The following is an 18,519-nucleotide window of genomic DNA, read 5'->3' on the forward strand; positions in this document are numbered from 1 at the left end:
ACCCTATCGTCCTCCGGGTGCCGCACCCGTGGCGGCCTGCTCGTTCACCCGTTCCGGGGCCGGTTCCGGCCCCTGCTCCGGCCCCGCCTCCGGCAGTACGCGGTCGCGCAGCCGCAGCGCGGAGCCGAGTCCGAGCGCCAGCACGCCGAGGACCAGGGCGAGGACGGTCCGCAGGCCGTGGGCGTCGGCCAGGCCGCCGAGCGCCGGTGCGGCGAGGCCGCCCACGGACATGGCGAGTCCGAGGGTCAGCCCGCTGGCGGTGCCGGGCCGGGTGGGCAGGTAGTCCTGGGCGAGTGTCACCTGCGGGGCGAAGGGCAGGAACATGGCCAGCCCGAACGCCACCGCGCCGGCCATGGCGACCGCGACGGAGGGTGCGAAGGCCACGGCGGCCAGGGCGGGGACGGCCAGCAGGTAGCCGGTGCGGATCGGGGTCATCCGTCCGTGCCGGTCGCCGAGCCAGCCGCCGAGCAGGGTGCCGGCCGCCCCGGCCAGGGTGAGCAGGGTCAGCGCCGCGGCGCCGGTTCCCGTCGAGCCGTGGAGGTCGCGCTGGATGTGGAGGGCGAGCATCGAGGTGACGGTCACGTAGGGGATCGACCAGGCGACGGTGGTCGCGGCGAGGCGTCCGAACGCCCGCCAGTCGTCGCGGTGGGCGCTCGTCGCCGCGCCCCGGGCGGCGGCCGGGGTCGCCGGGGTGTGGCCGCGGTACCGCAGCCACCGGCCCTGCGCGGCCCACAGCAGGGCCGTCACCAGCGCCGGGACGGCCAGCAGCCAGCTGCCGCCCAGGCCGTACGCGCCGACCACGAGGGTGACCAGGGCCGGTGCCAGCGAGGCGCCGAGGGTGCCCCCGACGGAGAACAGGCTCATCGCCCGCTGGGACTGTCCGCCGGCGACCCGGGCCTGGTTGGTGGCGGCCGGGTGGTAGGCGGCGATGCCGATGCCGGCCAGGGCGGCGAAGAGCCAGGTCAGCGGGTAGCTGTCGGCGAGGGCCGCACCGGTGATTCCGGCCGCGGCGGTGAGGAAGCCGGCCGGGATGAGCCAGCCGCGGGGGCGGCGGTCGACCAGCAGGCCGAACAGCGGCTGGACCACGCTGGACAGGCCGCTCGCGGCCAGGGCGATGCCGGAGACGGCGGTGTAGCTGTAGTGCCGCTGGGACATCAGGAAGGGCAGCAGGGCCGGGACGGCGCCCTGGTAGAGGTCGTTGACGATGTGGGTGCCGGTCAGGAAGGCCAGCTGTCCGCGCTTCACCGCGTCCCCCGCTCGGGCCGCGCCGTGTTCTGCCCGGTCGCCCGCTCCAGGACGGCCGCCTGCCGGGCGGCGTGGTGGTGCCAGGGTCGGGCCCGTTCCAGCTGGGCGCCGAGGGAGAGCAGGAGGCCCTCCTGGTGGAGCCGGGCGGTCAGCATCACGCCGATCGGCAGTCCGTCCGGGGTCCAGTGCAGCGGCAGGCTGATCGACGGCCGGCCGGTGAGGTTCGCCACCGGCGTGCGCGGGGTGACGGCGAGCATCCGGGCGTAGGTCCGCTCCGGGGCGTCCGGGTCGGCCAACGCCCCGACCGGCAGCGGCGGTTGGTCCGTCGTGGGGCTCAGCACCGCGTCGAAGCGGTCGTACCGGTGGCAGATCGTCCGGGCGGTGGCGGTCAGCGAGGCCATCGCCGAGGCCAGCCGGACCGCGCTGTGCTCGTTGCCCCGGGCGCGCAGCCAGCGGGTCAGCGGCAGCAGCCGGTCCTCCCGCTCCGGCGGGACGGGCACGGCGGCGGCCAGCACGCTCCACAGCACGGTGAAGTCCGGCACGTACTCGGCCGGGTCGAATGGCGGGGCCTCCTCCACCCGGTGGCCGAGGTCGGCGAGCAGGTCGGCGGTGCGGCGGGAGGCCAGCGCGGCCTCCGGGTGCCACCCGTCCGTCCGGGGCAGGACGCCGATCCGCAGCGGGCCGGGCTCGCGTTCGGCGCAGGCCCTGAAGTGGCCGGTGGGGGAGGCGGGCAGGGTGCTGCCGTCGCCCGGGACGCTGCCGGCCATGACGTCCAGCAGGAGGGCCGCGTCCAGTACCGTCCGGGCCAGCGGGCCGGCGGTGGCCAGCCCGAAGGCGTCCGTGCCGGGGGCGGTCGTCACCCTGCCCCGGCTGGGCTTGAGGCCGACCACGCCGCAGGCGGCGGCCGGGATCCGGACCGAGCCGCCGCCGTCGCTGCCCAGGGCCCCGGCGGCCAGTCCGGCGGAGACCGAGGCGGCCGCCCCGCCGCTGGAACCCCCGGCGCCGCGGCCGGGGTCGTACGGGCTGCGCGCGGTGGCGTGGACCGTCTCCGTGTAGGCGGAGCAGCCGAACTCGGCGGCCGTGGTGGTGCCCAGCAGCACGCCGCCCGCGGCCCGGAGGGCGCCGACCACGGCGGCGTCCTGCGGAGCGGTGCGGTCGTCGAAGGCGGCGGAGCCCGCGGTGAACGGGAGCCCGCCGACCGGCCAGGTGTCCTTCACCGACAGCGGCACGCCGAGTAGCGGCGGCAGCCCGGCGCCGCCCCCGGTCCCGGGGCCGTCCCCGGCGGCGGCCAGCCGGGCCTCGGCCGCACGGGCGGCCCGGCGGGCGCCGGGCGCGTCGACCGTGCGGTAGGCGCCGAGCACGCCGTCGAGCTCCTCGATCCGGCGCAGGTGGTGGTCGACAAGTTCGGTCGGCGAGACGGTGCGCCCGCGGATCGCCGCCGCCTGTTCGGCCAGCGTCAGGGCATGGAGGTCTGACATGATCACTCTCCCCAAGTAGTCCTCAGGTCCCCAGGTCTTCAGGTCCTCTGAGGACTTCACCATAGAGGCGGGCCCGACTCCATGGCAAGGCAAGCCTTACCGGCTGCCCGGGTGCGCGTTGGTCCTGGCGGATGAGCGGTGTGTGCCCCTCCCTCGCCTCCGATCGCACCCGCCCTTCCGGACACTACGGTGACCGTACTATGGTGATCGGCGTGACGAAGAAACGCTCCATGCAGGAGCCCACCTTCCTGCTGCTCACCGCCCTCGCAGACCAGCCCCGGCACGGCTACGCGCTCGGCGACGAGGTCGCCGCGATCTCCGACGGCCGGGTCCGGCTCGGCGCCGGAAGCCTGTACGGCACGCTCGACCGACTGCTCGCCGAAGGCCTCATCCGGGTCGAACGGGAGGAGACGGTCGAGGGGCGACCCCGCCGCGTCTTCGCCCTCACCCCGACCGGCACCCAGGCCCTCACCGACGAGAGCCGGCGGCTGCGGGCCGCCCTCCGCGAGGCCGACCGCCGCCTCGCCATCACCCGGAACAGGCTCGCGGGAGGCCCGGCATGACCGCGCACCAGGACCACCAGGATCACCAGAATCACCAGGAGCAGGGCAGGGAGGGCCGCCTGACGACCCACCTGCTGCGCCGCGCCCTCGCCCTCTACCCGGCCTCCTACGGCACCCACGCGTTGGCGGAGGTCACCGATCACGCCGAGCGCCGCGTCCGAACCGCGAGTCCGCTCGCCGCTCTGCGCGAGGTGGCCGATGTGGCGGGGCACGGCGTCCGGGTCCGGCTCGGCCTGGTCTCCCACCGGCCGGCGGGCCGGGCCCTGGCCACCGCGGCCCCGCTCGCCGCCGCACTGGCCGGCGGCTACGCGGCCGTGCACCTCTATTGGGCGGTCCGGGCCGCCACCGACCCGGACGGCGGGATGCGCGTCGGGTCGCTCGGCGCCACGATGGCGCTGCTCGTCCCGGCGGTGCTGATGGCCGTCGCGGCGCTGACCGGCCGTTGGACGGCGGCCCGCGCCCTGGCGGCGGCCACCGTCGTGGCCCCGCTGCTCGTCCTGCTCGCCGGCCCCGAACTGCCCGGTGCGCACGCGCGGGGCCCGCTGACCTACGGTCTGGTCGGCCCGGACACGGTGCTGTTCGCCCTCAACGCCCTGGTGCTGCTGGCCGCCCCGCCGGACCGCACCACGCGACCGCGCTCCGCCGTACCGTGGGCGGTCGTGCTCACCACCACGGCAGCGGACGTCGCCCTCGTCCTGGTCTCCGGCCCGGGGGAGGGAGTGTTCTTCCGGACCGGATTCCCCCTCGTCGCCCCGGTGGTCGTCGGCGCGGCCGTCGCCTGCACCACCCGTACGGTCCGCTCGGCGGCCCTGACGGCCGTCGTCCTGGGGGTGCCGCCCGTGGTCGCCCCCACGCTGACGGGCTACTACGTCATGAACGCGACCGCTGTCCTGTTCCTGGTGGTGCTGTTCACCGTCGGGTACGCGGTCGCCCTCGCGGCGGTCCGACTGACGGGCCGGTTCGGCCCGCGGACCGACCCGCAGCAGCCCTGACCCCCGGGCACGGCCCCGGCCCCGCGTCGTGAATCCGCGCGTACGCCCGCGGGTCCGCGCGGCGTCGGACGAATGGTGGCATCCGGCCTGGTCGGGTCGGATGCCACCATGGCCGGCCACCCACGCGGGTGGCAGCCGGGGCCGGTGGGTCAGGGCGCCCTATGCCCCGGCGAGGAGCATCCCGCCCATTGCCAGCATGGTCGCCGCGACCAGTCCGTCCAGCACCCGCCAGGCCCTCGGCCGGGACAGGACGCCGCTCAGCAGCCGGGCGCCGAAGCCCAGGGCGGCGAACCAGCACAGGCTGGCCAGCGCCGCGCCCGCGCCGAAGGCCCAGCGCAGGTCGCCGCGGTCGGAGGCGAGCGAGCCCAGCAGGAGCACGGTGTCGAGGTACACGTGCGGGTTCAGCCAGGTCATCGCCAGGCAGGTGAGGACCGCTCGCCGGACGGACCCGGTCTCCGGTCCGCCGCCGGTGAGCGCGGCCGCCGGATCCGGGCGCAGCACCCGTCGGGCCGCCAGGAAGCCGTAGCAGAGCAGGAACGCCCCGCCGACCAGGCCCACCGCGGTCAGCGCCGCCGGCCAGGCCGTGACCACCGTGCCCACCCCCGTCACGCCGAGCGCGATCAGCGCCGCGTCCGAGACGGCGCAGATGGCGACGACCGCGAGGACGGCGTGCCGGCGGGCGCCCTGGCGCAGGACGAACGCGTTCTGGGCCCCGATGGCCACGATGAGGGAGAGTCCGGAACCGAATCCGGCGAGTGCGGCGGCGATGGTGCTGCTGGTCATGGGTCCGACCGTATGGACCGCGTATAGATGAGTACAGCTAAAGATTCTAAAGTAACCTTAGCCGTACTTATGGACGAGCTTCCCCTGGACCAGGTCCGGACCCTGCTCGCGGTGGTCGACGAGGGCACCTTCGACGCCGCGGCCGCCGCCCTGCACGTGACCCCCTCCGCCATCAGCCAGCGCGTCAAGGCCCTGGAACAGCGCACCGGTCGGGTCCTGCTGATGCGCACCAAGCCGGTGCGGCCCACCGAGTCCGGCGAGGTGGTGGTCCGGTTCGCTCGCCAGCTCGCCCGGCTGGAACGCGACGCCCGCGCCGAACTGGGCCTGGCGGCCGAGCATGGCCCGGCCCGGGTCCCGATCGCGGTCAACGCCGACTCCCTCGCGACCTGGTTCCTGCCCGCGCTCACCCGGGTGCCGCAGGACCCGCCGATCTGCTTCGAGCTCCACCGGGAGGACGAGGCCCACACCACCGCCCTGCTGCGCGAGGGCCAGGTGATGGCCGCCGTCACCTCCTCGCCCGACCCGGTGGCCGGCTGCACCGTGCGGCGGCTCGGGCTGGCCCGCTACCTGGCCGTGGCCACACCGGAGTTCGCGGCCCGTCATCTCACCGGGGACCTGGCCGAGGATCTGGGCCGGGCCCCCACCGTGGCCTTCGACCGGCGCGACGAGCTCCAGGACGAGTTCGTCCGGTCCCTCACCCGGGGGCGGTCGGGCGCCGGGCGGATCCGCCACCTGGTGCCCGCCTCGGACGGGTTCCGGGACGCGGTGGCCGCCGGTCTCGGCTGGGGCCTCGTGCCCGAACCCCAGGCCGAGCCGCTGCTGCGCTCCGGGCGGCTGGTGGAGCTGGCACCCGCCCGGCCGATGGACGTCCCCCTGTACTGGCAGCAGTGGAAGCTGGACTCGCCCGCCCTGTCCACGGTCGCCGAGGCCGTCGCGGCGGCCGCCGCCGAAGCCCTGTCGGCCGGGCCCACCCGCCGCCGGCCGTAGACCGCTTGGGGCTCGGCCCGCCCTCGCTATCCCTCGAGTCCTTGGTCCTGCCCGTTCCGCAGGGCGGCGCCGTGGGCGAGCAGGACGCTCAGCGCCACGTAGTCCGATCCGGGGCGGCGGACGGGCACGAACACCTCCAGCCGGTCCCCTTCGGTGCGGTAGCCCGCCTTCGTCGCGCGCCCCGACAGGGCCCGGCTGCCGACGTGCGAGGCCAGTCCCCGGACGTCGAGCCGGACACCGTCCGCCGGGCGCGCGGAGACGAGGGCGATCCGGGACCAGGCGATCGGCGCGGGGAACGGGGAGAGGGTCATCCCCTCGGCGGTGAAGGTCAGGGCGCCCCAGCGGAACGACCCGCCCGCGCCGAGCTCGTCCAGGAGGCGTTGCGCACGGGCCACGGCGACGGACTGCGTCGCGTCCGAGACGAAGCGCGCGCCGGTGGTGGGGTGCGCCTTCGTGATCATCCGCCAGAAGCCGCACTCCTCCTGGACCCTGATGTAGTCCAGGCCCCGGAGGCGGATCCGGCCGCCCGCGTAGGGGCGGATCACGGTCTTGAGCACGTCGTGCGAGTGCGCCGAGTTGAAGTGGACGGACACCCGGGTCGACTCGACGGAGGCGATCTCCTGCCACGCGTACCGCAGCGTGCGGCGCCCCGGCCGGCGCAGCTCGAAGCCGTGCTCGTACTCCCGGATCCGGATCCGGGCGTGCCGCACGCACAGGGCGAGGCACCCCAGGGCCGCCACGGGCAGGGCCCAGAACGCGAGGCGGAACGAGGAGTCCTCGTCGTAGTACTTGCCGACGAGGGAGCACAGCACGCCGAACAGGATGAGGAGCACGACCAGCGCGGTCGTCGGCCTGCGTACGTAGGCCCCCTGGTAGGTCCACACCCGCTGCCCCAGCAGCCGCCCGCTCCGCTCCGACCCCGCCGCCGTGCCTGCCGTCACCACACACCTCGCATAGCCGTCCGATACCGCGTCGTCGAGTCTCGGGCGGGTGCGTGCGGGGGACAACGGGAGAACTACTCAATTCCCGCACGCTTTCCGTGCCGGTACCGTCAGCGCGCGTCCGTAGGATGACCACCCATGGGAACGGGGGCAGCCGCGGGGACGTTCGCCGGCCTCGGCGGCTTCGACGCCGAACTGACGCCGCTGATCGGGCGGCGGGCGGACACGGCCCGGATCGCCCGGCTGCTGTCCGGCGCGCGCCTGGTGACGCTCAGCGGCACCGGAGGCGTGGGCAAGACCCGGCTGGCGCTGCGCGTGGCGGCGGACGCGGCGCGCTCCGCCTTCCCCGACGGCGTGTACGTCGCCGAACTCGCCGACCTCCGGGACCCGGAGCTGCTCGCGTCGAGCGTCCTCGGCACCCTCGACATGGCGAATCCGGGGCACCCCGGCGCCGACGCGGCGGCCGTCCTCGCCGCCCGGCTGCGCGAGCGGCGCGCCCTGCTGGTCCTGGACAACTGCGAGCACCTGGTCGACGCGTGCGCCCGCCTCACCGACGCGCTGCTGCGGGCCGCGCCCGGACTGCGCGTCCTGGCGACGAGCCGGCAGCCGCTCGGCATCGCGGGCGAACAGGTCTTCCCCGTGGAGCCGTTGCCGGTGCCGGAGGCGCGCGCGGGTCACGGCCTGCGCGACCTGAACGGCAATCCGGCCGTCGCGCTGTTCGTCGACCGGGCCGCCGCCGTGCTGCCCGGCTTCACCCTGACCAGGCCGGACGCCGCCGCCGTCGCCGAGCTCGTCCGCCGCCTGGACGGGCTGCCCTTCGCGATCGAACTGGCGGCCGCCCGCATCCGGAGCCTGACGCCGCAGGAGATCCTGGAGCGGCTCACGGACCGGTTCGCGCTGCTCACCGGCGGGAGCAGCGTCGCCGCCGACCGGCAGCGCACCCTGCGCGCGTTGATCGACTGGAGCCACGAACTGTGCACGGGGCGCGAGCGGTTGCTCTGGGCGCGGGCCTCGGTGTTCCGCGGCGGCTTCGACCTGGAGAGCCTCGAACGGGTCTGCGCGGACGCCGAACTGCCGCCCGCCGCCCTGCTCGACGCCCTCGACGGCCTGGTGGCCCGGTCGATCGTCAACTGCCGCCACGTGCAGGGACGTTCGCGCTACCACATGCTGGAGACGGTACGGGAGTACGGGCACCAGCGGCTGGCCGCGTCCGGCTCGCTCGACGCCCTGCGCGGCCGTCACCGGGACCGGTACGCCGAACTGACCGCACGAGCAGGGCGGGAGTGGTTCGGGCCCCGGCAGGTCGACTGGTTCACGCGCCTTCGCCTGGACCACCCGAACCTGCGCGCCGCTCTGGGCTTCTGCCTGGAGCGGCCCGGGCAGGCCCGAGCCGGTCTGGCCCTGGCCGTGTCGCCCCGGCACTACTGGATGACCGCGGGCCTGCTGTCCGAAGGGCGCCACTGGCTGTCGCAGCTGCTCGCCGCCGACCATGCGCAGGACGGCGGTGACGGTGACAGTCGCGGTGACGGCGCGACGGGGCCGGAGACGGCCGTCCGTGTCCTCGCCCGGGTCACCGACACGTACCTGCGCATCCTGCAGGGCGACCCGGACGCCGACGTACGGCAGGCGCTCGCCGCGTGCGAGGCGGCGGCCGAACAGGGCGGCCATCGGCGGGAGTCGGCGTGGGTGTGGCACCACCACGGGATCCTCGCCGTCTGGCGCGAGGACTACGCGAGCGCCGCCGAACTGTTCGCGCGGGCGCGCACCGAGTTCCGCGCGCTGGGCTGCCTCGACGCGGCCCTCGAATGCCGGGTCAAGTTCGCCATCGCGCACGCCTGCGGGGGCGAGGCCGCCGCGGCCGAGGAGGCGTGCGGCGAGGTCGAGGCGGCCGCCCGCACGCACGGCGAGTCATGGCTGCACGGCATGGCCCTGCTCGCCCGCGCCCTGCTGGCCCTGCGCGCGGACGCGCCCGCCGACGCGACCACGCACGCCAGGGCGGCCATCGCCCGGCTGCGCCCGTTCCAGGACTGGTGGGACGTGGCCATGTGCGTGGAGGTCATCGCCTGGAGCACCCGGAACGACCCGCGGCGCACTGCCCGGCTCCTGGGCGTGCTGCACCTGTTGTGGGAGTCACTGGGCGGGCGGCTCGGCGCGGCGCCGTTCATGCGCACCCAGCACCTGTGCCTGGACGCCGCGGTACGGGAGGCGCTGGGCGCGGCCGCCTTCGACCGGGAGTTCCGCCGCGGAGCGCGCGCCACCGTGGACGAGGCGATGGCCCACGTCCTCGACGACCCGGCCGGGGTCCCGGGACTGACGAAGCGCGAGAGCCAGGTCGCGGAACTGGTCGCCGAGGGCCTCACCAACAAGGACATCGCGGCGCGCCTCACCATCGCGCAGCGGACCGCGGAGAACCACGTCGAACGCATCCTGGGCAAGCTGGGGCTCGCCTCGCGCACGCAGCTGGCGGTGTGGACGTACGAGCAGCGAGGCGGTCCCGCCCGGGGCCCGCGGCGCCGGGGGCTCGCGGAGCGGTCGCCGGCGGACTGAGTCGGAGAACTGGGTTGTTCAACCCAGCCGACGGACTTGGTCGTTCGACCCAGCCGATGGACCGGGTTGCTCGACCCAGCCGCCAGACTGGGTTGTCCGACCCAGCCGGCGGACTGAAGTAGCAGACCGAGCCGACGGTCCGAGTCGGTGGACCGAGCCGGCAGACTGAGTCGGTGGACCGAGCTGACAGACCGAGTCGGGGGACCGAGTCGACCGCCCTCAGCCGCGCACGTGCAGCCCGAACCCCGTGCGGCCCGCGGGCTCCAGCCCCTCCTTCAGGTGCAGCGAGGGGATCTCGTAGTCGCCGAAGTTCTGCCGCCGGAACGCGATCGGCTCGGTCGACTCCAGGGTGAGCAGGCGCCGCTCCCAGGCCCGGGCGACGGCCGGGTAGTCCTCGTCGGTCATCCGGTCGCTGCCGTACAGCACGAACGGCGGCAGCACCTCGATGCCCGGGTAGTAGAGGACGCCGTGCTGGAACGGGAACAGCAGATCGTCGATGGGGCCGCTGATCCCGCGAGCGGCGTAGTGCGACTCCGGGCCGCCGACGGTCACCGACAGCAGCGCCCGCCGGCCCGCGAGGGTGCCCTCGCCGAAGCGCTCGCCGTACCTGGTGGCGCTGTGCTCGCCGACGCCGTACGCGAAGCGGTAGGTGAACACCCGGTCCACCCACCCCTTGAGGATCGCGGGCATCGTGTACCACCACAGCGGGAACTGGAAGACGATCGTGTCGGCCCACAGCAGCTTCTCCTGCTCGGCGCGGACGTCCGGGGAGAGCGTGCCGGCCTCGAAGGCCCGGCCCGAGTCCAGGGCGACCTTCAGCGGACTCGAGGCCTCGGGGCCGTAGTCCGCGGCGTCCACGACCGCCTTCCAGTTCATCGCGTACAGGTCGCTCACCCGTACCTCGTGCCCGGCGGTCTCCAGGGTGGACACCGCGAGGTCCTTCAGCGAGCTGTTGAGCGACTTCGGCTCCGGGTGGGCGTGGACGATCAGCGTCTTCACGGGGGACTCCTTCGGATCGGATGCCTCCGATCCTGGACGCCGCGGCGCCCGGCGTTCAGGGGCGCCGCTTCCGTCGGACCGGACTTCCTGGTACCGGCAGGGCCACCCTCGCGGGCACCCGAGCCGGCCGTACGGGCGCCCGCCGCGGCCATACTGAGGGGCATGGACGATCTCGCGGGCTTCCTACGGACCAGGCGTTCCCGGGTCGATCCGGCCACCGTCGGCATCCCTACCGACAGCCGCCGCCGGGTCGCGGGGCTGCGCCGCGAGGAGGTCGCGCACCTGTCCGGCGTCAGCGTCGACTACTACGTACGCCTGGAGCAGGGCCGCGCGACCCAGCCCTCCGAGCAGGTCCTCGACGCGCTCGCCCGCGTCCTCGACCTCGACGAGACCGAACGCGGGCACCTCTACCGCCTCGCGCGGCAGCGCCGCCGCCGTGCGACGGCGCCGGGCAGCCGGGTCCGGCCGGAACTGCTGCGCGTCCTCGACCTGGTGGCCGGCGCACCCGCGCTGATCATGAACCACCGCCTGGACGTCCTCGCCGGGAACCGCCTCGCCGGCCTCCTCCTCGGCCGCCCGATGCCGGGCCTGAACACCGCCCGGCACATCTTCCTGGAGGAGGCCGACCGCGGTCTCTACGCCGACTGGGAGAACTGCACCCTCGACGTGGTCGGGCACCTGCGGCTGGCCGCCGGCCAGTACCCCGACGACCCCCGACTGGCCTCGCTCATCGGCGAGTTGGCGATGGGCAGCGAGCGCTTCCGTCGCCTCTGGGCCCGCGCGGACGTCCGCGCCCGCACCCACGGACGCAAGGCGTACCGGCACCCCCTGGTCGGACCGCTGGAACTGCACCAGGAGAACTTCGCGCTGCCGGACGAGCCGGGCATCGAGCTGCTGGTGCTGTCCGCGGCCCCCGGCAGCCCCGCCGAGGACGGACTGCGCCTGCTCGCGGGACTGGGCACGGACACCGGCGAGCCCCGCGGTGCGGCGGCCGTCGGTGCTGCGGGCGCCGCGGGTGACGAAGACCTGCTTCGGCGGGCGGGGAAGGCGTAGCGGCGGGGTGCCCCGTCAGCGGGTGAACTTCGCGATGGCCGCCGGGGTGACGGGCGTGAAGAAGTTGACGAGGTTGCCGTCGGGGTCGCGGAGCAGCAGGGAGCGGTTGCCCCAGGGCATCGTGGTGGGCTCGGTGACGAAGTCCGTGACGAATCCGGTCAGGTCGCGGTGGACGCGGTCCACGTCGTCGACGAGGAACTCGGTGATGACGCTCTGGTTGGCGGCCGGGCGGGCGGAGCCCGGGGCGAACAGCGGGACGGTGCGGGTGCCCGCGATCGCGAGGGTGGCGCCCGCGGTCCGGAGCTCGGCGAAGTCCTCGGTCGCCCACTCCGCCCGCACCCGCGTGGCGCGTTCGTAGAACTCGACCAGGCGTGCGACGTCGCCGGTGATGATGCGGATCGAAACGAAGTCCATGGTGTCCTCCTGGGACGGGGTCGGAGCCGCCCGCGGTCGCGCGGCTGCACGGTCGTACGGCTGAGCGGCCGTGCGCTCCGCAGACTAGGAGGGATAGTGGACAGAACCTGTCCACTATCCGCCTAGGCTGTGGACATGTCCCGACCCACCGGCCGTGTGCTGACCCTCCTGGAACTGCTGCAGTCGGGCGGTACCCGAACGCTGGCCGAACTGGCCGACCGCCTCGGCGTCGACGGGCGCACCGTGCGGCGCTACGTGGACCACCTGATCGACCTCGACGTGCCCGTGGAGTCGGTGCGCGGCCGGTACGGCGGCTACCGGATCTCCCCGGGCTACCGCCTTCCCCCGCTCATGCTCGGCGAGGACGAGGCGCTGGCCGTGCTGCTCGGACTGCTCGCCGGACGCCGGACGGGACTGGCGACGGCCGAGCGCACGGCGGGCGAGACCGCGGCGGCCAAGATCCGCCGGGTGCTGCCCCGGCACGTCGCGGCCCGGCTCGACACGCTCCTGGACGCCCTCTCCTTCACGGACGGCTCCGGCGGGGACGCCGCCCCTGACGCCGGGATCCTGCTCACCCTCGCCGACGCGGTGCGCCACCGCCGGCCGGTCTCCCTCAGGTACACCGACCGCGACGGCCGGCCCAGTGAGCGCACGCTGCACCCGTACGGGATCGTCGCCCACGCGAACCGCTGGTACGTCACGGGCGCGGACCCCGGGATCGGCGAGGACCGGACGTTCCGGCTCGACCGCGTCGCGGACGCGAGGGCCCTGCCCGGCACGTTCGACGCGCCCGCCGGCCCCGACCCGGCCGACCGCCTGCTGTCGGGCTTCGCCACGGCCGACTACCGGCACGAGGTGACGCTGCGCATCCATGGCACGGCCGAGCAGATCCGCGCCCACCTGCCCGCCGGCGTCGCGACACTGGAGGACCACGACCCGGCACCGGCACCGGAAGGGGACCCGACCGCCGAGCGCTGGCTGCGCGTCGAGCTACGGGCGGAGCGCCTCGACTGGCTGCCGCCGCTCCTCGCCGCGATCGACCGGCCGTTCGTCATCGAGCGCCCGGAGGAACTGCGCACCCTCGTCACCGCCCTCGCCGACCGCCTGGCCTCCCACGCCCGCCGGACCTGACGGCACCCGCCCGGCTCCCCGCAGGCCGGCCGCCGTGGCCCGGGGGCCGGAGCGCTCGGCCGACGTGTGAAGCACCACACTTCCGGTCCAGAGCGTGCCGGAACTCGCGGCCCGGCCGACGGCCAAGGACACTGATCGTCGTGACTGATGTGCGTGAGACCCTGGATTACCAGACCTTCGGGCGGGCGGTGCGCGAACTCGCGCAGACGATCGCCGACGACGGCTACGAGCCCGACCTCGTCCTGAGCATCGCCCGCGGCGGGGTGTTCGTGGCGGGCGGTCTGGCGTACGCGCTGGACTGCAAGAACATCCACCTGGTGAACGTCGAGTTCTACACGGGCGTGGGCACCACCCTCGAGATGCCCGTCATGCTGGCGCCCGTTCCCGCCGCGATCGACTTCACCGACAAGAAGGTCCTGATCACCGACGACGTCGCCGACACGGGCAAGACCCTGCGGCTCGTGCACGACTTCTGCCTCGACCACGTCGCCGAGGTCCGGTCCGCCGTCATCTACGAGAAGTCGCACTCCCTGGTGAAGTGCGAGTACGTGTGGAAGCGGACCGACGACTGGATCGAGTTCCCGTGGTCGACGGAAGGACCGGTCGTCAAGCGCGAAGGCCAGGTCCTCGACGCCTGACCGGAGGCCTGACCGGAAGCGGTCCGCGCCGCAGGCCGGGACGCCCGCAGGCCGGGACGCCCCCAGGGCCAGGGCGGACTCCTGTGGAGCAGAAAAAATCGGAAGGGTTGGGACCTGTCACCCCTTCGGGGGGTGGAGCTGGCGCGCGCGGGCAAGGGTGCGGCAGCATCGGGGCGGGAGCCCGGTCCTGGCAGGACCGGGGGTGGTTGAGGAGCGGGTGCCCGTCGTGGTGACGCGGGCACCCGCTTGGCGGTGTCCTCGCTGATACCGGTGCTCGCAGCCGGCACCGGTGCTCGCACCGCCCGCCCGATGCGTGACGACCGACGACCTACACCTCGTCGTCCCGGTCGCCGTCCTGCGGCGTCTCGCCGAACCGCTCCTGCGCCTCCGCCGACCCACAGCCGAAGGCGCGGCCGATGTACTCCCAGGTCATCAGGTTGTGGTGGGCCCTGCGGCCGGCCAGCAGCGCGGTCGAAGCGGCGGCGCGCTCGAACCGGCCGGCCGCACGGGCGGCGGCGTACGGCCTGCTCTCCGTCAGGTCGCAGATCCGGTCCACCAGCGCCGCGATCAGGTCCTCGACCTCGCGCGGCACCACACCCTCGGCCAGGTCGACGTGCGACTCCCAGTCCGCGAACGGCCCGGTGTCCTTGCCCACCGCCTCGGTCGCCGAGTCGTCGCCGAAGTCCAACCGGTGCACCTGCTCGCCCCGCCAGCCGCAGCTGCAACCACCGCGCACCGCGGTGGCCCGGGGACCGTCCGCACCGTTGTAGAGCCACCAGGTGGTGCGCCCGTCCGGCAGCGGCTCCGGCTCGCTGCCGTCCGCCAACACCGCCGCCGGGAAACCCCGGTGGCGTTTGCTCTCGTCAACCCATGGCATGCCGTGTCCCTCGCGTCCCTGGAGTACAGCACCAGGGTTCTCAGCCCGTGGCGCAGTGTCAAGGCTTCGCGACAATCGGTGCGATCCGCGGATCACGGGGGCCGCGGCCGGGAGCACGCGGCGCCTGCGCGCGCATCGGGGCTCTCGCGGATCGGGTCAGCTGCTCGGATGGGAGGCCGCCCAGCCGTGTTCGAGCAGGGCGAAGGCTTCGTCGGCGGCCCGGCGCGGTTCGGGGTGCTGCAGGATCAGGCTGCGGGCCGCCAGGGCGAACCGGGCCAGGGCGACGCAGCTGACGTCGTCGTCGGGCGCGTCCACGGCCTGCGCGATGGCCCGCGCCAGGGCCGTTTCGTGGCGGGTCCACATCCGTTGGGAGTAGTCGCGCAGCGCGGGGGTGTCCTGCACCAGGCGGGTGAAGTCGGCGAACCGCGGGTCGGCGGCGTGAATGGCGAACCGGGTCTGGGTCAGCAGCAGGTGCTCGCGCAGCGCCTGTGGGACCGAGCGGCCCGGGGGTCGCTCGCGCACGGCCGCGACGAGGGCCGCCTCCAGGTCGTCGTCCTGGTCGAAGACCAGCGCCTCCTTGCTGGTGAAGTGCTTGAACAGGGTGGTCACCGAGACGTCCGCGGCGTCGGCGACGTCCTTGACACCGACCTGGTCGTAGCCGTGTTCGAGGAAGAGTTCGAGTGCGGCGTCGGCCAGGGACTGGCGGGTCTGGGCCTTCTTGCGCTCGCGGCGCCCAATCGCTTCGGTCACCCGACCACCATAGCCCGAAGTGCATCCACTCTGAAAGTGTAGTCATTGCACTTATTTAGCGGGTGTGCTTTCTTGGTGATGTCGGGCCGCCCGGCGACCCGCCCACCACCGGAAGGACGCACCCATGCCCACTGCCCGTGCCCCCCGCATCGCGATCGTCGGCGCCGGCCCCGGCGGCCTGACCTGCGCCCGGATCCTGCAGCAACACGGCCGCGCCGTCACGGTGTTCGAACGTGAAGCCGACGCCGACGCCCGCCCGCAGGGCGGCTCCCTCGACCTGCACGCCGACACCGGCCAGGCCGCCCTGTGGTCGGCAGGCCTGCTCGACCGGTTCCATGCCCTCGCCCGCCCCGAGGGCGACGAGTGGCGGGTGCTCGACCATGCCACCGGCGCCCTCCTCGCGCAGCGGGGGCCGACCGCGGGCGGGGGCCGGCCGGAGATCGACCGCGGCCAACTGCGCGGCCTGCTGCTGGACTCGCTCGCCCCGGACACGGTGCGGTGGGACCGTGCCGCCGCCGGGGTCACCCCGCTGGCGGGCGGCACGTGCCGGCTGCTCCTGGGCGACGGTACGTCCGAGGAGTTCGACCTGGTGGTCGGTGCCGACGGCGCCTGGTCACGGGTCCGCCCGGCGCTGTCCCCCGCCGTACCCCACTACACCGGTGTCACCTTCGTCGAGACCGGCTTCGACCAGTGCGACACCCGCCACCCCGAACTCGCCCGACTGGTCGGCAACGGATCGCTGCTGGCGAAGGGCGTCGGCCGGACCCTGGTCGCCCAGCGCAACAGCAACGGTCACATCCGCGGCTACCTCGCGCTGCGCGAGCCGCAGGACTGGCACACGGCCGCCGGACTCGACCTCGGCGACCAACGGGCCGTGCGGGAGCACCTGTTGGAGCTGTTCGACGGCTGGGACGACAGCCTGCTGCGGATCCTGCGCGACAGCGACCACGGCTTCGTCAACCGGCCCCTGCACGTGCTGCCCGCCCCGCACGCCTGGACGCACGTGCCCGGAGTGACGCTGCTCGGCGACGCCGCACACCTGATGCCCCCGGTCGGACTGGGCGCCAACCTCGCCATGCTCGACGGCGCCGACCTCGCCCACGCCCTCGTCACCGAATCCAGCGTCGGCGCCGCCGTCCGCGCCTACGAGCGCGTCATGCTGCCCCGCTCGATCAAGGCGGCGACGGGAAGTGCCCAGGGCCTCGACCACCTCGTCCCCGCGACGGCCCGCTGAGTCGACTCCACCACCGCTCGACGATGCCGAAGGCGCCGAAGTCGTCCAGGGGATCGACTCCGACGGCCCCCTCGACGCGTTCCGGTACCGCGTCCGCCCTGCGGAAGGCACGGGCGGAATGGTACGCCGGTCGTATACCGAAGGCCCGCCGTGGTGCGTCTGACGTACCGCCAGTTCGTGTCGCAGGGCGATGCCTTCGGAGCAGGTGCGTTGAGAGGCTCGACCGGCACGGCCCGGACGTCCTCCGGGCCGGACGCGTCCGTCACCCCCCTGGGAGAAAGCAGCATGACCATTACCGGCACCACCGTCCGGCGCGCCTCGGCCGCGGGGCTCGTCCTCGCCACGGGCCTCACCACCTGCCTGGCCGTCGCACCCGCCGCCCTCGCCGCGACGCCGGCCGCCGCCGTCGACGCGGCCCCTGCCGCCGGACTCGGCCGCTACTACCAGCAGCCCCTGGACTGGCACGGCTGCGCTCGGGGCGGGGAGGACCAGACGGGCCGCGCCCTCGACGCCGCGGGCGCGCGCTGCGCGGACGTGACCGTACCCCTCGACTACGGCGACCCCGGCGGCAGGACCATCACCGTCGCCGTGTCCCGCCTGAAGGCCACCGACACCCGCCACCGGATCGGCTCCCTCCTGGTGAACCCCGGAGGCCCGGGCGGCCCAGGCCTCGGCATCGGGCTCACCGTGCGCCCCGTGATGAAGGAAACCGGCGCCCGCTACGACGTGATCGGCATGGACCCGCGCTTCACCGGCCGCAGCACCCCCCTGGACTGCGGCCTGCCCTCGGGACCCGGCCTGCTGTCGGCCGGCCCCGACCGGGCCGGCTTCGACCGCCAGACCGCCCGGGCCAGAGACGTCGCGGACCGCTGCCGGGCCACCAACGCCGACGTCCTGCCGCACGTCACGACACGCAACACCGCCCGGGACATCGACGTCGTGCGCGGCGCGCTCGGCGAACGGAGGATCTCCTACCTGGGCTACTCATACGGCACCTACCTGGGCACGGCCTACACCCAGATGTTCCCCACCCGCTACGACCGGGTGGTCCTCGACAGCGCCCTGGACCCCGACCGCTACAGCCCCCGCCTCATGAAGGGAACCGAGGCCGAGAACGAGAAGGCGTACGACGACTGGTCCGACTGGACCGCCGCCCGCGACAGCACCTACGGCCTCGGCCGCACCCGGGAGGGGGTACGCGCCACCCTCGACGGCGTCATCGCCGCCTCCTCCCGCGAACCGCTCACCGTGGGCACCGCCCCCGACACCTTCCGCCTCGACGACAGCCAGGTCCCCGCCCTGCTCTTCACGGGGATGGCCGATGACACCGACCCGGCACGCGCCTCCCTGGCCGAGCAGATGTCCCTGCTCGCCCGGGCCGCCCAGGGCCACCCCTCCACCCTGCCGCCCGCCTTCGCCGACCTCCTGCGCTCCGTGTTCACCCCCGCCGGCTCCAGCACCGGCAGCGCCCAGACCGCCATCCTGTGCGGAGACGCACCCGCCCCGCGCGACCCCGAGACGTACTGGAGCGACATCGAACGCGCCCGCGCCGCCCACCCGCTGTTCGCCCCGCTGACCGAGAACATCACCCCCTGCGCCTTCTGGGACCGCCCCCGGGAAGCCCCCGTCCAGGTCCGCCACGACACCCCGGCCCTGATCGTCGCCTCCACCGGCGACCCCCGCGTCCCCTACACCCGCAGCACCGCCCTGCACGACCGCCTCCCCAGCTCCCGCCTGCTCACCCTCGCGGGCGCCAACCAGCACGCCAACTACGGCGTCCACGGCAGCTCCTGCGTCGACACCGCCGTCAACACCTACCTCGCCACCGGACACCTCCCCGCCCGCGACCGCACCTGCACCGCGTAGGCCTACTCAGGGGCCCTTGAG

Annotated in this window: 17 protein-coding genes; 9 read left to right on the top strand and 8 right to left on the bottom strand. The window is 74.5% G+C overall.

The window, feature by feature from the left end:
* Nucleotides 1-3 precede the first annotated feature (3 nt).
* A complete protein-coding gene (locus ACWDCZ_RS18365) occupies nt 4-1,245 on the bottom strand; it encodes an MFS transporter (RefSeq protein ID WP_074003587.1) in 1,242 nt (413 codons plus the stop codon).
* Nucleotides 1,242-2,723, bottom strand: coding sequence for an amidase (locus tag ACWDCZ_RS18370; RefSeq protein WP_449816395.1), 1,482 nt, complete (start codon nt 2,721-2,723; stop codon nt 1,242-1,244). The genes ACWDCZ_RS18365 and ACWDCZ_RS18370 overlap by 4 nt, the downstream gene beginning before the upstream one ends.
* Nucleotides 2,724-2,953: 230 nt before the next feature.
* On the opposite strand from ACWDCZ_RS18370, the gene ACWDCZ_RS18375 reads away from it, so the two are divergent.
* Entirely contained in the window at nt 2,954-3,286 is a 333-nt protein-coding gene (locus ACWDCZ_RS18375) for a PadR family transcriptional regulator (protein WP_449816424.1), read from the top strand.
* The gene (locus tag ACWDCZ_RS18380; protein ID WP_449816396.1) at nt 3,283-4,278 is read left to right on the top strand and encodes a hypothetical protein; all 996 of its coding nucleotides are present in this window, start codon (nt 3,283-3,285) and stop codon (nt 4,276-4,278) included. Before ACWDCZ_RS18375 ends, ACWDCZ_RS18380 begins: the two co-directional genes overlap by 4 nt.
* A 159-nt stretch (nt 4,279-4,437) precedes the next feature.
* On the opposite strand, the gene ACWDCZ_RS18385 is transcribed toward ACWDCZ_RS18380, so the two are convergent.
* A complete protein-coding gene (locus ACWDCZ_RS18385) occupies nt 4,438-5,061 on the bottom strand; it encodes a LysE/ArgO family amino acid transporter (protein WP_449816397.1) in 624 nt (207 codons plus the stop codon).
* A gap of 69 nt (nt 5,062-5,130) precedes the next feature.
* On the opposite strand from ACWDCZ_RS18385, the gene ACWDCZ_RS18390 reads away from it, so the two are divergent.
* On the top strand, nt 5,131-6,048 hold the full coding sequence (locus ACWDCZ_RS18390; protein WP_449816398.1) for a LysR family transcriptional regulator ArgP: 918 nt from the start codon (nt 5,131-5,133) through the stop codon (nt 6,046-6,048).
* A 26-nt stretch (nt 6,049-6,074) separates the two neighbouring features.
* Here ACWDCZ_RS18390 and ACWDCZ_RS18395 read toward each other — a convergent pair whose 3' ends face one another.
* Nucleotides 6,075-6,989, bottom strand: a complete 915-nt coding sequence (locus tag ACWDCZ_RS18395) for a hypothetical protein (RefSeq protein ID WP_449813800.1) — start codon at nt 6,987-6,989, stop codon at nt 6,075-6,077.
* 138 nt (nt 6,990-7,127) lie between these two features.
* Here ACWDCZ_RS18395 and ACWDCZ_RS18400 point away from each other — a divergent pair, with 138 nt between their 5' ends.
* Complete coding sequence (locus tag ACWDCZ_RS18400; RefSeq protein ID WP_449816399.1) at nt 7,128-9,536, top strand: ATP-binding protein; 2,409 nt, start codon at nt 7,128-7,130, stop codon at nt 9,534-9,536.
* A gap of 219 nt (nt 9,537-9,755) precedes the next feature.
* On the opposite strand, the gene ACWDCZ_RS18405 is transcribed toward ACWDCZ_RS18400, so the two are convergent.
* Nucleotides 9,756-10,535: an NAD(P)H-dependent oxidoreductase gene (locus tag ACWDCZ_RS18405; RefSeq protein ID WP_117486509.1), complete on the bottom strand. Its 780-nt coding sequence runs from the start codon at nt 10,533-10,535 to the stop codon at nt 9,756-9,758.
* A gap of 162 nt (nt 10,536-10,697) precedes the next feature.
* On the opposite strand from ACWDCZ_RS18405, the gene ACWDCZ_RS18410 reads away from it, so the two are divergent.
* Nucleotides 10,698-11,588, top strand: coding sequence for a helix-turn-helix transcriptional regulator (locus ACWDCZ_RS18410; RefSeq protein WP_375874950.1), 891 nt, complete (start codon nt 10,698-10,700; stop codon nt 11,586-11,588).
* Nucleotides 11,589-11,603: 15 nt separating this feature from the next.
* Here ACWDCZ_RS18410 and ACWDCZ_RS18415 read toward each other — a convergent pair whose 3' ends face one another.
* Nucleotides 11,604-12,002 carry a VOC family protein gene (locus ACWDCZ_RS18415; protein ID WP_049651190.1) on the bottom strand — a complete coding sequence of 133 codons (399 nt, stop codon included), beginning with the start codon at nt 12,000-12,002 and terminating at the stop codon, nt 11,604-11,606.
* Nucleotides 12,003-12,137: 135 nt separating this feature from the next.
* Here ACWDCZ_RS18415 and ACWDCZ_RS18420 point away from each other — a divergent pair, with 135 nt between their 5' ends.
* Complete coding sequence (locus tag ACWDCZ_RS18420; protein WP_449816400.1) at nt 12,138-13,133, top strand: helix-turn-helix transcriptional regulator; 996 nt, start codon at nt 12,138-12,140, stop codon at nt 13,131-13,133.
* A gap of 140 nt (nt 13,134-13,273) precedes the next feature.
* Complete coding sequence (locus ACWDCZ_RS18425) at nt 13,274-13,771, top strand: phosphoribosyltransferase (protein ID WP_049651192.1); 498 nt, start codon at nt 13,274-13,276, stop codon at nt 13,769-13,771.
* A 328-nt stretch (nt 13,772-14,099) separates the two neighbouring features.
* On the opposite strand, the gene ACWDCZ_RS18430 is transcribed toward ACWDCZ_RS18425, so the two are convergent.
* Nucleotides 14,100-14,648 carry a hypothetical protein gene (locus ACWDCZ_RS18430; RefSeq protein ID WP_449816401.1) on the bottom strand — a complete coding sequence of 183 codons (549 nt, stop codon included), beginning with the start codon at nt 14,646-14,648 and terminating at the stop codon, nt 14,100-14,102.
* 156 nt (nt 14,649-14,804) lie between these two features.
* Nucleotides 14,805-15,398: a TetR/AcrR family transcriptional regulator gene (locus ACWDCZ_RS18435; RefSeq protein ID WP_416875035.1), complete on the bottom strand. Its 594-nt coding sequence runs from the start codon at nt 15,396-15,398 to the stop codon at nt 14,805-14,807.
* 124 nt (nt 15,399-15,522) lie between these two features.
* Here ACWDCZ_RS18435 and ACWDCZ_RS18440 point away from each other — a divergent pair, with 124 nt between their 5' ends.
* The gene (locus ACWDCZ_RS18440; RefSeq protein WP_449816402.1) at nt 15,523-16,632 is read left to right on the top strand and encodes an FAD-dependent oxidoreductase; all 1,110 of its coding nucleotides are present in this window, start codon (nt 15,523-15,525) and stop codon (nt 16,630-16,632) included.
* Nucleotides 16,633-16,917: 285 nt separating this feature from the next.
* On the top strand, nt 16,918-18,498 hold the full coding sequence (locus ACWDCZ_RS18445) for an alpha/beta fold hydrolase (RefSeq protein WP_449816403.1): 1,581 nt from the start codon (nt 16,918-16,920) through the stop codon (nt 18,496-18,498).
* Nucleotides 18,499-18,519 lie beyond the last annotated feature (21 nt).

The organism is Kitasatospora sp. NPDC001225, assembly GCF_053597855.1.